Origin of the sequence: Amnibacterium endophyticum, assembly GCF_042680685.1 — a bacterium.
Lineage (GTDB): Bacteria > Actinomycetota > Actinomycetes > Actinomycetales > Microbacteriaceae > Amnibacterium > Amnibacterium endophyticum.
The window spans coordinates 13,777-25,935 of record NZ_JBHUEA010000030.1; the positions used below are offsets into that span (position 1 = coordinate 13,777).

The 12,159-nt window shown below is 72.6% G+C and carries 10 protein-coding genes; 4 read left to right on the top strand and 6 right to left on the bottom strand.

The genetic code is table 11. The annotated features are described in order from the left end of the window. Nucleotides 1-62: 62 nt before the first annotated feature. Nucleotides 63-1,400, bottom strand: coding sequence for an ABC transporter substrate-binding protein (locus ACFSBI_RS14975; RefSeq protein WP_377936323.1), 1,338 nt, complete (start codon nucleotides 1,398-1,400; stop codon nucleotides 63-65). 176 nt (nucleotides 1,401-1,576) lie between these two features. Then, the gene (gene melA, locus ACFSBI_RS14980; protein WP_377936325.1) at nucleotides 1,577-2,869 is read right to left on the bottom strand and encodes an alpha-glucosidase/alpha-galactosidase; all 1,293 of its coding nucleotides are present in this window, start codon (nucleotides 2,867-2,869) and stop codon (nucleotides 1,577-1,579) included. 108 nt (nucleotides 2,870-2,977) lie between these two features. Here melA and ACFSBI_RS14985 point away from each other — a divergent pair, with 108 nt between their 5' ends. The 3 genes from ACFSBI_RS14985 (at nucleotide 2,978) to ACFSBI_RS14995 (ending at nucleotide 6,993) form a co-directional block, all read left to right on the top strand. Next, entirely contained in the window at nucleotides 2,978-3,793 is an 816-nt protein-coding gene (locus ACFSBI_RS14985; protein WP_377936327.1) for a DeoR/GlpR family DNA-binding transcription regulator, read from the top strand. 167 nt (nucleotides 3,794-3,960) lie between these two features. After that, on the top strand, nucleotides 3,961-5,412 hold the full coding sequence (locus tag ACFSBI_RS14990; RefSeq protein WP_377936329.1) for a DUF4832 domain-containing protein: 1,452 nt from the start codon (nucleotides 3,961-3,963) through the stop codon (nucleotides 5,410-5,412). Between the two features lie 81 nt (nucleotides 5,413-5,493). Next, the gene (locus tag ACFSBI_RS14995; RefSeq protein ID WP_377936331.1) at nucleotides 5,494-6,993 is read left to right on the top strand and encodes a glycoside hydrolase family 36 protein; all 1,500 of its coding nucleotides are present in this window, start codon (nucleotides 5,494-5,496) and stop codon (nucleotides 6,991-6,993) included. A 98-nt stretch (nucleotides 6,994-7,091) separates the two neighbouring features. On the opposite strand, the gene ACFSBI_RS15000 is transcribed toward ACFSBI_RS14995, so the two are convergent. Genes ACFSBI_RS15000 through ACFSBI_RS15015 form a run of 4 tightly spaced genes read right to left on the bottom strand, consistent with a single transcriptional unit; the run spans nucleotide 7,092 to nucleotide 11,420 of the window. Further along, nucleotides 7,092-8,006: a carbohydrate ABC transporter permease gene (locus ACFSBI_RS15000; protein ID WP_377936333.1), complete on the bottom strand. Its 915-nt coding sequence runs from the start codon at nucleotides 8,004-8,006 to the stop codon at nucleotides 7,092-7,094. Next, a complete protein-coding gene (locus tag ACFSBI_RS15005; RefSeq protein WP_377936335.1) occupies nucleotides 8,003-8,926 on the bottom strand; it encodes a carbohydrate ABC transporter permease in 924 nt (307 codons plus the stop codon). The genes ACFSBI_RS15000 and ACFSBI_RS15005 overlap by 4 nt, the downstream gene beginning before the upstream one ends. Further along, nucleotides 8,923-10,236 carry an ABC transporter substrate-binding protein gene (locus ACFSBI_RS15010; RefSeq protein WP_377936337.1) on the bottom strand — a complete coding sequence of 438 codons (1,314 nt, stop codon included), beginning with the start codon at nucleotides 10,234-10,236 and terminating at the stop codon, nucleotides 8,923-8,925. The genes ACFSBI_RS15005 and ACFSBI_RS15010 overlap by 4 nt, the downstream gene beginning before the upstream one ends. An 11-nt stretch (nucleotides 10,237-10,247) precedes the next feature. Further along, a complete protein-coding gene (locus tag ACFSBI_RS15015) occupies nucleotides 10,248-11,420 on the bottom strand; it encodes a Gfo/Idh/MocA family protein (protein ID WP_377936339.1) in 1,173 nt (390 codons plus the stop codon). 142 nt (nucleotides 11,421-11,562) lie between these two features. Here ACFSBI_RS15015 and ACFSBI_RS15020 point away from each other — a divergent pair. Further along, the coding region (locus tag ACFSBI_RS15020) for an ROK family protein (protein ID WP_377936341.1) at nucleotides 11,563-12,159 on the top strand (597 nt) is incomplete at its 3' end.

The following is a 12,159-nucleotide window of genomic DNA, read 5'->3' on the forward strand; positions in this document are numbered from 1 at the left end:
CAGCCGGAGCCCCCGGCGCCGGTCGTCGGTCACGGGCCGCCCGCCCGTGCGCACGGCGGTCGTCACGGCCCGTTCCCGGACAGCGCCTGATCCGCCTTCTGCGCGGCGGCCTTCAGCGCCGGCTCCGGCTCGCCCTGGCCCTGGAGGACCCGCGAGATCTGGTCGCCGACCGCCTCGGAGAGCCCGTTGTAGCCGGGGACGGTGGGCCGGGCGTGCTTCGCGTTCGCGGAGTTCGCCGCCATCACCTCGAGCCCGGGCAGCGCCTTCACCTGGGCCTGGAACTCGGGGGAGTCCACCTCGCTCTCGCGCAGCGGCAGGTTGCCGTACTTCACGTTCCAGGCGAGGTCCTGCTTCGGGTCCGTCAGCCACTTGATGAACTCGTAGGACCAGTGCGCGCGGTTCGCGTCCTTGTGGTCGAACAGCGCCCACACGTCGGGGCCGCTGACGGTCTGGTGGTCGCCGTCCGTGCCGGGCAGGTAGGTGACGCCGTACTTCGTCCCGGCCGTCTTCAGGTCGTACAGCTGCCAGGGGCCCGAGGTGATCATGCCGATCTTGTCGCCCGCGAACAGCTGCCCGAACTTCGTGTCCGTCTGGTCGAGGTAGACGCTCTTGTCGTCGACCGCCATCTGCTGCAGGAAGGTCAGCGCCTTCGTGCCGGCGGCGGAGTCGAAGGCGGCCTGCTTGCCGTCGCTCGACAGGGCCTCCCCGCCGTCCTGCCAGAGGTGCGGCCAGAACTGCCAGGTGGTCTCCTCGCTGCCCGAGACGGAGTAGCCGTAGCCGTACTGGCCCTTGGCCTGGTCGGTCAGCTTCTTCGCCGCGCTGCGGAAGTCGTCCCACGTCCAGTCGTTCGTCGGGTAGGACAGGCCGGCGGCGTCGAAGAGGGTCTTGTTGTAGATCAGGGACAGGTTGTCGACCACGGCCGGGAAGCCGATCGTCTTCGTGCCGTCGGGCTGCGCCGTCGCGCGGGCCGCGGCGGTGAAGCCCTTCCAGTCCACGGCCGGGTCGCTCACCTGGTCGGTGATGTCGAGCGTGCGGCCGGACTGCTCGAGCTGGCTCGCCCAGGAGCCGAAGGCGTAGGACACGTCCGGGTAGGTGCCGCCGGCGAAGCCCGCGGACAGCTTGGCGAGCAGGTCCTCCGTCGACGGCGCCCCGGACGAGACGTCGATCGTGACGTTCGGGTGCAGCTGCTCGTACTGCTTCGCCAGCCCCTCGAGGATCGTCTCGGCCTGGTCGGCCTGTCCCGTCCACCACGTGATGGTCGTGTCGGCCTTCGTGTCGAGGGTGCTGGAGCCTCCGCCGCCGCCCGCGCAGCCGGTGAGGCCGGCGGCGAGCGCGCCGACCGCCAGGGCGGCGGCGGCGATGCGTCCGGGGGAGTGGCGGTGGTGGGGATCGCGGGTCATCTCGAGCTCCTCGGGGTCCGTCTCTTCGGCGGGCGGCGCCTCGTCGCGCCGTCCTGTCATGGTGTCCGCCGCGCGATCCGCTCGCAGCAGATCGCGCGGAACGCGCAGGCGGACTGCGCGCCCGTGCCCGGATCGTGACCGGCGCGAAACACGCCGTTCACGCGGTGCGGATCGGATCAGCGCAGCGCTGCCGGCAGGCGGTCGCCGTGCGCGGCGGTCAGCTCGTCGCAGAGCGCCCAGATCTGCTCCGGCGTGAGCGTGCTGCTCGCGTTGGGGTCCGCGAGGACCGCCTGGCGCACCCGCTCCTTCGACCCGCTCCTCGCGGCGTCGATCGCGAGCTCGGCGACGGACAGGTAGGCGCGGTTCAGCGCCGCGCCCTGCGGCGGGATCGCGCCCATCGGGACGGGGTGCACGCCGTCGGCGTCCACCCGGCACGGCACCTCGACGACCGCGCCGTCCGGCAGGTTGTCGATCAGCCCGCGGTTGACCACGTTGCCGTGGATCTCGCGCTCGGTGCCCGTGACCACGGAGTGGATCACCTGCGGCGCGTACTCCGCTGCGCCCTCCTCGAGCGGCAGCGGCTCGCCGGCGGCGAGCAGCCGCTTCGCGGTCTCGAACTCCGCGACGTTCTCCTCGCTGATCCCGATGTACTGCAGCGGCTCGATCCGGAAGCGCTCGATCTGCTCCGGCGACCGCAGGAACCAGTCGAGGTACTCGCTCGAGTGCTCGCTCGTCTCGGTCGGGTAGTAGCCGATCCGGTGGAACATCTCGACCCGCACGCGGCGCTCGAGGCCCGGATCCGCCGCGATCGCGGCCTCGAGCCGCGGGTACAGGTCCTCGCCGTCGCGGCTCCACTCGAGCAGCCACGCCTGGTGGTTCACGCCCGCGGCGCGGTAGTGCGTGCCCTCGAGCGGGACGCCGATGAGCTCGCAGAGGTCGTGCGCGGTCCAGTGGACGCTGTGGCAGAGGCCGACGGTGCGGATGCCGGGGGCGACGACCGAGGCCCACCAGACGTTCATCGCCATCGGGTTGGTGTAGTTCAGGAACAGCGCGTCCGGGCAGAGCCGGCCCATGTCGGCTAGCAGGTCGGTCAGGAACGGGAAGGTCCGCAGGCCGCGGAACACCCCGCCGACGCCCGTCGTGTCGCCGATGGTCTGGAGGAGCCCGTACCGCGCCGGGATCTCGAGGTCGAGCCGGGTCGCGTCGATGCCGCCGATCTGCACCATGTTCACGACGAAGTCGACGCCGTCGAGCGCCGCGGCCCGGTCGAGCGTCGCGACGACGGTCGCGCTCGTGCCGAGGCGCTCGTCGAGGTGACGGGCCGTCCCCTCGGCGACCGCGAGCCGGTCGGCGTCGATGTCGTGCAGGCGGATCTCGAGGTCCGCGAGCTCGGGGAAGCGGAGCAGGTCGGCGAGCAGCTGGCGGGTGAAGACCACGCTGCCCGCCCCGATGAATGCGACGGTCGGCATGCGGCGATCCTGGCAGCGGGGGTGCGCAGGGCGGCAGCCGGGCTTGCAGATCCTGCGCGAAGTGCGCAATCCTCCTGCTCGTTCGGTGAAGTCGACGAGGGGGTCCGCATGGCGCAGGCGACGGGGCTGCGGCTGCCGCACGCATCGAGCGCGAAGCGCGCCGACCGGATGCTCGCGGTGCTGCGCAGCGTGAACTCCCGCGGGTCGGTCGCGCTCGCCGAGCTGGCGAGCGAGCTGTCGGTGTCCGCGGCGACACTGCGCCGCGACCTCGCGGACATGGAGGACCAGGGGCTGCTGATCCGCACCCACGGCGGCGCCCGGCCGCAGGCGGTCCACGACGAGGTGCCGGTGCACCTCCGGGACCTCGAGGCCCGTGAGGCGAAGCACCGCATCGCGATCCGCGCGGCCGAGCTGATCCCGACCGGCCCCTACGCGGTCGCCCTCTCGGGCGGGACGACGACGGCCGAGATCGCGAAGGCGCTGTCCCGGCGCACCCAGCTGACGATCGTGACGAACGCGCTCACCATCGCGCTCGAGCTCGCCTCGCGGCCGACGTCGAAGGTCATCCTCACCGGCGGGGTCGTCCGCTCGACGTCCTTCGAGGCCGTCGGCGTGCTCGCCGAGAACACGTTCAAGGCGGTGAACGTCGGCACCGCGATCCTCGGCGTCGACGGCATCAGCGTGGCGGGCGGTGCGACGACGCACGACGAGGTCGAGGCGCGGACGAACCACGCGATGGTGGAGCACGCCCAGCGCGTGATGGTGGTGACGGACGGGTCGAAGGTCGGTCGAGTGACGCTGGCGCGGATGGCGGAGCCGTCGCAGATCGACCTGCTGATCACCGACACGACGGCCGACCCGGACGAGCTGCAGCGCCTCCGCGACGCGGGCATCACCGTGCACCAGGTGGAGCCGCGCCGCTGACCGCGCGCCCGACCCTCCTCGTGCGGCTCTCAGGTGCAGTTGCGTCCGCACGGTGCGCCGCAACTGCACCTGGGGACCGCACGTCCGACGCGCAGTCGGACTGCGCGATGCGGCGCCGCGGCGGGCGGACTCGCCGTGTCGGCGCGGGCGCGTCGCAGGATCCCCGCATGACCCGAACTCCGACGGCCGCGACGGCGCCGCTGTCCCGACTCCGCCGCCCGCTGATCGCCCTGGCCGCCGCGGGCACCACGATCCTCCTCGGGGTGCCCACACCCGCGCTCGCGGACGCGCGCCACCACGCCGGCAGGACGGTGACCTACGCCGCGTCGTCCGCGAACATCGCGAACCCCGAGCGCGGCTTCGACCACGAGACCGACACGCACTACCGGGACGGCGGGAAGGACTGGGAGGCGCTCACCGACGCGCAGCTCCGCGCCTGGCGGAAGCTCGGCGACACCCAGATCAACCGGGTCTACTACCTCGACGACTTCGCGAAGGGCGCGGACCTCAGCCGCGACCTGCTCGGCCGGCTGCAGCACGACTTCGACGTTGTCAAGCGCAACGGCTTCACCGTCGTGCTCCGCTTCGCCTACGTCGAGGGCGGTGCCGGTCCCTACGTCGCCCCGTTCGGTGACGCCGACCTGCCCACCGTGCAGAAGCACATCCGGCAGCTGACGCCGCTGCTGCGCCGCAACACCGGACTGATCGCGACGCTGCAGCAGGGCTTCATCGGCCTGTGGGGCGAGGGGTACTACACGGACCACTTCGCCGACCCGAAGACGCAGGCCGTCTCCGACGCCGACTGGGCGAAGCGCAGGGCCGTCGCCGACGCCGAGCTCCGGGCGCTGCCCGGACGCACCGTGCAGGTGCGGACGCCGCTGATGAAGCAGCGCATCGTCGGCACCACGACGGGCGCGTCGGGCGCGCTCACGGCGAAGGAGGCGTACCGGAACACCGCCGACGCCCGGATCGGGCACCACAACGACTGCTTCCTCGCGGCCCCGGACGACTGGGGCACCTACCTGTCCGACCCGATCGCGCTGGACCAGGACTACCTCGCCGCGGACAGCCGCTTCGTCCCGGTCGGCGGCGAGACGTGCAACGTCGACCCGCCCCGGTCGGAGTTCCCGAACGCGTCCGCCCAGATGCGGCGGTTCCACTTCAGCTACCTGAACCGGGAGTACGACACCGACGTGCTCGACTCGTGGGGTGCCGCGGGCATCGCGACCACCGAGCGGAAGCTCGGCTACCGCTTCCAGCTCGCCTCCAGCACGGTGACGAGCGACCGCATCCCGACGGTGACCATCCGGGTGAAGAACACGGGCTGGGCGGCGCCGTACAACGCCCGACCCGCGGAGCTCGTGCTGGTCAGCGGCCGGCACCGGTACTCGGTGGCGCTGAAGACCGACGTGCGCCGCTGGGCCGCCGGCACGACCGCGACGGTGCGCGCCGCGATCCGGCACCTGCCGCGCGGGACGTACTCCGCGTACCTGGCCATGCCCGCGGCCGACAGGAGGACCGCGAAGGACCCGCGGTATGCGATCCGCACCGCGAACATCGGCACCTGGCGCGCCTCGAGCGGCCTGAACGACCTGCACCAGACCGTCCGCGTGCGCTGAGCCTCCGATTCGGAGATGTGGCGGCCCGGGAGCGACTCCCGGGCCGCCGCCGCGATCGCGACCGAACCGCCGGGAGGCCCCGTGTTCACCGAAGCCCGCTTCACCGACCTCGTGCTGCCGATGCGCGCGGGTGGACCGCTCATCCGCGTCGAGCGCGGCTGGGTGGCCCCGCCGGGTCCGGTCGCCCTCCTCCACCCCTTCGACGAGCAGGCCGCCTTCTACCGGCACGGCTGGAACTCGTGGAGCCCGAGCGGGTGGCGCCGCCTGACGGACGCGCCGCTGCGGATCGGCGGCGACCCGGCGCGCCTGCTCACGGCGGACGACGCGGCGAACGACACGCCCGCCTCGCACTCCGGCAGCGCCGTCGGCGCGCTCGAGGCGCCGGACGGGCGCGTGCTGCTGCTCGGCGCCCTCGGGCTCGGGACCCCCCGGGTCGCTGCCGACCCGCACGTGCTCCGGGGCACGACGGAGGACGTGGGCGACGGCTGGTTCGTCGCGTTCGGCGACGAGGAGGAGGTGTTCGATGCCTACGCCGCGCAGGTCGCCGACCGGCTGGGCGGCCGCGACCGCCGGGCCGGGGCCGTCTGGAGCAGCTGGTACTCCTTCTACGAGGACGTCGACGAGGCGCTGATCGCCCGCACGGTCGAGGACCTGCGCGGACACCCGTTCGACGTCGTCCAGCTCGACGACGGCTGGGAGGTCGCGGTCGGCGACTGGATCGCGAACGAGCGGTTCCCGTCCGGCATGACCGCGACCGCGCGGCGCATCGCCGACGCGGGCTTCCGGCCGGGGCTGTGGCTGGCCCCGCTGATCGCGCTGCCGCACTCGGCGGTGGCCCGCGAGCACCCCGACTGGCTCGTGCAGGACGACGACGGCCGTCCGGCGGTGACCGGCACGAACTGGGGCGCGGGGTACCACGCGCTCGACACGACCCGGGCCGAGGTCCTCGAGCACCTCGACGAGGTGCTGCGCCGTGCCGTCGACTCGGGCTTCACCTACCTGAAGCTCGACTTCCTCAACGCCGGAGCCGTCCACGGGCACCGCGCCCGGGACCTGCCCCGGGAGCGGGTCTACCGGGACGCCGTGCAGCACGTCCGCCGCACGGTCGGGGACGACGTGTACCTGCTCGGCTGCGGAGCGCCGATCCTGCCGTCGGTCGGCGTCTTCGACGGGGTGCGGGTCGGTCCGGACACGGCGGCCTTCTGGGACAACGCGGAGCGGCCGGACGACCCGTCCGGCAGCGGCGCCCGGAACGCGATCGCCGCGTCGATCGAACGCGCCTGGCAGCGCCCCTGGTTCGAGCTCGATCCGGACGCGGTGTACTTCCGCCGTCGACGCAGCCTGCTCGACGAGCCGCAGCGGCAGCTGGTCCAGGACGCGGCGACCGTGCTGCGCTTCAAGCAGACCTCCGACCCGATGGCCTGGCTCGACGCGCAGGAGCGCGCGGCGCTCGACGAGTGGCTCGCCGCCGACGAGACGGTGCGGCGGACCGGGCGCGGCACCTGGCGGATCGACGGGCGGGACGTCGACTTCGGCCCGGCGCTCGCCGCGCCTCCGCACCCCTCGACCGTCGTCGAGTAGCCCGAGGCCCTGACCGGACCCGCATCGCCGGCTCGACGTGCCGCACCTCCGAGCGGAGGTGCGGCACGTCGTCCTGCCGGCTCGTCCGCCGCGTCGCGCTACTTGAGCCCCGAGGATGCGAGCCCGTCGATCACCCGGCGCTGCAGCAGGATGAACGCGATCAGCACCGGCGCCATGGCCATCAGGCTCGCGGCCATGATGACCGGGTAGTCGATGCGGACGACGTCGCCCGACAGCGTCGCGAGCCCGGCCGCGAGCGGCGCGAGGTCGGCGCGCGTCGAGACGACCAGCGGCCAGAGCAGCTCGTTCCACGAGAACAGCACCGTCGTGATCGCGAGCACGCTGATGCTGGGGCGCACGAGCGGCACCATGACGCGCCAGAAGATCTGCCACGGGTTCGCGCCGTCGATCCGGGCCGCCTCCTCCAGCTCGACCGGCAGCGAGAGGAACGCGGTCCGCATCAGGAAGGTCCCGAACGCGCTGAACAGGCCCGGCGCGACGATGCCCTGGATCGTGTTCAGCCAGCCGAGCGACTGCACGATCTGGTACTGGCTCAGCAGGTAGACCTGGCTGGGCACGAGCAGGATCGACAGCACGACGCCGAGCAGGACGCCGCGTCCGCGGAAGCGGAGGCGCGCGAAGGCGTACCCGGCCATCGTGCAGAAGACGATCTGGGCGACGGTGCGGATCACGGTGATGAGGACGGAGGTGCGCAGCTGCGAGAGGAACGGCAGCTGCGCGAACACGTCCGCGAAGTTGTGCCACTGCAGCGTCCCGGGCCAGAAGGTCGGGACGACGCTGCGGACCTCGCTGTTCGTCGACAGCGACATGATGATCTGCCAGAGGAAGGGCGCCGCCATCAGGAAGCCGCCCACGCCGAGCACCAGGTGCGCGACGACGTGCGAGCCCCCGCGTCGCCGCCTGCGCCGACGGGTGCGGGTCGCGGCGCCGGGAGCGACCCGCACCGAGGGGCCGGCGACGGGCGCGTCCGTGCCGGAGGCCGTGGCGGTCACGTCGTCACCCACCGGCGCTGCAGCCGGAACTGCGCGAGGGTGACGAGCCCGACGACGACCAGGATCACGATCGCGATGGCGGCGGCGTACCCCTGCTGATTCTGCACGAACCCGGCCCGGTAGAAGTAGTAGACGAGCGACATGCTCGCGTCCGTCGCCGGGTTCTGCGCGCCGAGGATCGCGTAGAGCAGGTCGAACAGCTGGAAGCCGCCGATCACGGTCACGACCGAGACGAAGAAGATGCTCGGGCTGAGCAGCGGCACGGTGACGGAGAGGAACTGCCGCGTCGGCGTCGCGCCGTCGAGCTCCGCCGCCTCGTAGAGCTCCGGCGGGATCGTCTTCAGCCCGGCGGCGAGCACGATCATCGAGAAGCCCAGCGACGACCACAGACCGACGATGGCGACAGCGATGATCGCCCAGCCGGGCGTGCTGATCCAGTAGGGGCCGCGGATGCCGACGAGCGAGAGCACCCAGTTCAAGAGGCCGAAGTCGCCGTTGTAGATGATCCGCCACACCAGCGCGATCGCGGTGGGCATCGCGACGTAGGGCAGGAAGAACAGCACCCGGTAGAAGCTCGCGAAGCGCAGCCCCGGAGTGTTCAGGAGGCTGGCCAGCCAGACCGACAGCGGGACGCCGAGCAGCACGATCGCCGTGTAGAGCAGCGTGTTGCCGAGCGACCGGTACAGCTGCGGGTCGGTCAGCAGCTGCTCGTAGTTCGCGAGCCCGGCCCAGGTCTGACCGCCGAACGCGCCGAAGGTGGTGAAGGAGAAGGAGGCGGTCTGGACGATCGGCCAGAGGTAGAAGACGGCGACGCCGACGAGCAGCGGTCCGGCGAAGACGACCGGCCACAGGCCGGAGCCGCCCCGCCGTCGGGCGGGGCGGTCCGGGCCGGTGGTCCGGCGGGGCGCGAGCGCGGTCATCCCTTCGCCAGCGCCGCGTCCATCTGGGTCGCCAGCGTCTTCAGCGTCGGGTCGACCGGCTCGCTGCCGGCGAAGACGCCGGGCAGGTACTTCGTCTCGAGCGCGTTCCAGGCGGCGGTGTTCGCGCTCGAGGGCAGCGGCTTCGCGTAGGCGAGCTCGTCCAGGAACACCTGCAGGTCCACGCCGGGCATCGACTTCGCGAAGGCGTCCTGCGTCCCGGTGAAGGCCGGGATGATCGCGCCCATGTCGCCCTGCTGCTGCTGCGCCGCCTTGCTCGCCAGGTAGACCTGGAACGCCTGCGCCGCCTGCAGGTTCTTGCCCGACGCGGCGACCGCGTTCGTCACGCCGTGGATGACGGTCGCCCGCTCCTTCCCCTTCGGCAGGGGCACGACCTGCACGTCGTCCTTGACGGGGGAGTCGGCGATCGCGGACCGGCTCCAGTCGCCGCTCATGAACATCGCCGCCTTGCCGGAGACGAACCACTGGTCGGCCGGGGTGTCGGTCAGCTGGGCTATGGACGGGGAGCCCTTCGAGGCGATGAGGTCCCGCCAGAAGGTGATCCCCGCCTGCGTGGCCGGCTCGTCGTAGCCCGACTTCTTGCCGTCGTCGGTCAGGACGCTGCCGCCCGCCTGGAAGATCGTGTTGTAGTAGGTGGTCTGACCGTCCATGCCGCCGACGGCGCCGTAGATGCCCTTGCTGCGCAACTTGGACGTGATCGTCTTCGCCGCGTCCTGGAAGTCGCTCCAGGTCCAGTCGGCCGTCGGCTCGGCGACGCCGGCCTGCGTGAAGATCGCGCGGTTGTACCAGAGGCCGATGGTGTCGAAGTCCTTCGGGACCCCGTAGTGCACGCCGTCGACGGTGTACAGGTCGACGAGCGCGGCGGGGTAGTTCTTCGGGTCGATCGCGCCCGCGTCGACCTCGCCGGTGATCGGCGCGATCTTGCCGTTGTCGGCGTACAGCTGGAAGTTGGGCCCGTTCATCCAGAACACGTCCGGCATCGTGTTGCTCGACGCCTGCGTCTGCAGCTTGGTGAAGTAGGTGTCGTAGGGCGTGACGTCGACGTTCACCGAGATGTCGGGGTACTCCTCGTTGAAGCCCTTGATGTTCGCCTCGATCGCCTTCGCCTGCGTCTGGTCCCAGATCGCGTAGGTGATGTCGGCCTTGAGGTCCTTCGGGGCCGGGCTGTAGGAGGCCGCGGGCGCCGGGCCGCCACCGCCTCCGGACGAGCAGGCGGTCAGCAGGGCGGCGGCGCCGAGGACGGCGGCGGCGCCGATCGCGCGCCTCACACGCGGGTGGTCGGTTCGGGACATGGTGGTTCCTCTCAGGCTGCAGCGGCTGCGGGACGGACGGGAGCGGGCGGGACGTCGCGGGGCGAGCCGCCGTCGCGGAGCGACTCGGCGGCGAGGGCGCCGGCGGCGACGGCGTCGCGGGCGGCGAGCACCGAGACGGCGGTGGGCGAACCGGTGGCGACGTGCGCCAGGAACTCGCCCATGGTCAGGGCGTCCGCCTGCTCGTGGCCCTCGCCCTCGCCCTCGATCGGGATCTCGAGGTCGCCCGTCGGCGCGTACTCGTGCCGGCGGTTCCAGACGCGGATGACGCCGCCCGGGGTGTCGCCGAAGTTCTCGAGGCGGCCCCGGGTGCCGATCACCGTGTAGTTCCGCCAGTAGTCGGGCGTGAAGTGGCACTGCTCGTAGCTGGCGGTCACCCCGTCGCCGAGGTCCATCAGCATCATCGAGACGTCCTCGACGTCGACGACCGGGTTCAGGCCCGTCTGCGCCTCCGGCGGCCAGTTGTCGAGCGAGAACCACTCCGGCATCACCTGGCCCTCGTGGCCGCCACGATCGGTGACGCCGCCGTAGACCGTGAGGGCGCCCATCGCGGTCACGCGGCGCGTGGTGCGCCCGGAGAGCCAGTGGATGACGTCGAGGTCGTGGCTCGCCTTCTGCAGCAGCAGCGAGTTCGTGCGCCTGCGGTCGGCGTGCCAGTCCTTGAAGTAGTAGTCGCCGCCGTTGCCGACGAAGTGCCGGCACCAGACCGCCTTCACCTCGCCGATCGCCCCGTCGTCGACGAGCGCCTTCATCTGCTTGACCACGGACGCGTGCCGCATGTTGTGCCCGACGTAGAGCGGGGTCCCGGTGCGCTCGGCGGCCTCGAGCAGCCGGTCGCAGTCCTCGAGCGTGATCGCCATCGGCTTCTCGAGGTAGACGGCGACCCCGGCCTCGAGCAGCGGCAGCGCGACCTCGGCGTGCGTGTCGTCCGGCGTCGTGACGATCGCCGCGTCGAGCGGCTGCGCCTCGAGTGCACTCGGCACGTCCGCGAAGGCCGCGACCTCCGGCCCGAACCAGCGCGCCGCCCGCTCCCGCCCGGCCTCCGTCGTGTCGACCGCGACGACGAGCCGCGCCGGCGTGCCCGTGGCCCCGACGTGCTGCGCGATCTCCGCCCGCTGCCCGATGCCGATCACGCCGACCCGCAGCGCATCCGTCGTCCCCGCCATGCACGACCCCCGTCGTCTCGATGTGGAGCGAGTGTGGGTGCCGCTTCGCCCGGGGCGAGCGAAACGCGCAGTCCGACAGCGCGCTTCGCTCGTAGGAGGTCCGCGGTCGCGGCGCCGGGGGCGGTTCCGGGATGCTGTGGCCGTGGCGGAGGAGACGGTGCTCGGCATCGACGTGGGCGGCACCGACATCAAGGCGGTGATGGTCGGCCCGGACGGCGTGCCGGTCCGCCTGCCCGGCACGCCCACGCCGCGCGGGGACGCCTCCGGCGTCGCGACCGCCGACGCGGTCGCGGCCCTCGTGGCGCGCTGGACCTCGGTCGCCGCGATCGGGATCGCCGTGCCCGGCATCGTCGACGAGGCCGCGGGCGTCTGCCGGATGTCGGTCAACCTGGGCTGGCGCGATCTGCCGATCCGCAGGATGGTCCAGGAACGGGTCGACGCGCCGGTCGTGCTGGCGCAGGACGTCCGTGCCGGCGCGCGGGCCGAGTGGTCGACCGGCGCGGGCGCCGGGCGGCCCGGCGGGCTGCTCTTCGCCCCGCTCGGCACCGGCCTCGCGATCGCCTGCCTCGAGGCCGACGGGCGCCCGATCGGCACGGCGTGGGCCGGGGAGGTCGGTCAGCTGCGCTGGACCGGCGGCCCGCACGCAGGTCTCCGGGTCGAGGAGGTCGCGAGCGCCGGCGGGCTCGCCGCCCGCGCGGCCGCGCCGGTCGACCACTCGGCCCCCGCGCCGGCACGGGCG

Coding starts and splice junctions, on each gene's coding strand:
- ACFSBI_RS14975 (WP_377936323.1), bottom strand. CDS start 1,400: ATGACCCGCGATCCCCACCACCGCCACTCCCCCGGACGCATCGCCGCC.
- melA (WP_377936325.1), bottom strand. CDS start 2,869: ATGCCGACCGTCGCATTCATCGGGGCGGGCAGCGTGGTCTTCACCCGC.
- ACFSBI_RS14985 (WP_377936327.1), top strand. CDS start 2,978: ATGGCGCAGGCGACGGGGCTGCGGCTGCCGCACGCATCGAGCGCGAAG.
- ACFSBI_RS14990 (WP_377936329.1), top strand. CDS start 3,961: ATGACCCGAACTCCGACGGCCGCGACGGCGCCGCTGTCCCGACTCCGC.
- ACFSBI_RS15005 (WP_377936335.1), bottom strand. CDS start 8,926: ATGACCGCGCTCGCGCCCCGCCGGACCACCGGCCCGGACCGCCCCGCC.
- ACFSBI_RS15010 (WP_377936337.1), bottom strand. CDS start 10,236: ATGTCCCGAACCGACCACCCGCGTGTGAGGCGCGCGATCGGCGCCGCC.
- ACFSBI_RS15015 (WP_377936339.1), bottom strand. CDS start 11,420: ATGGCGGGGACGACGGATGCGCTGCGGGTCGGCGTGATCGGCATCGGG.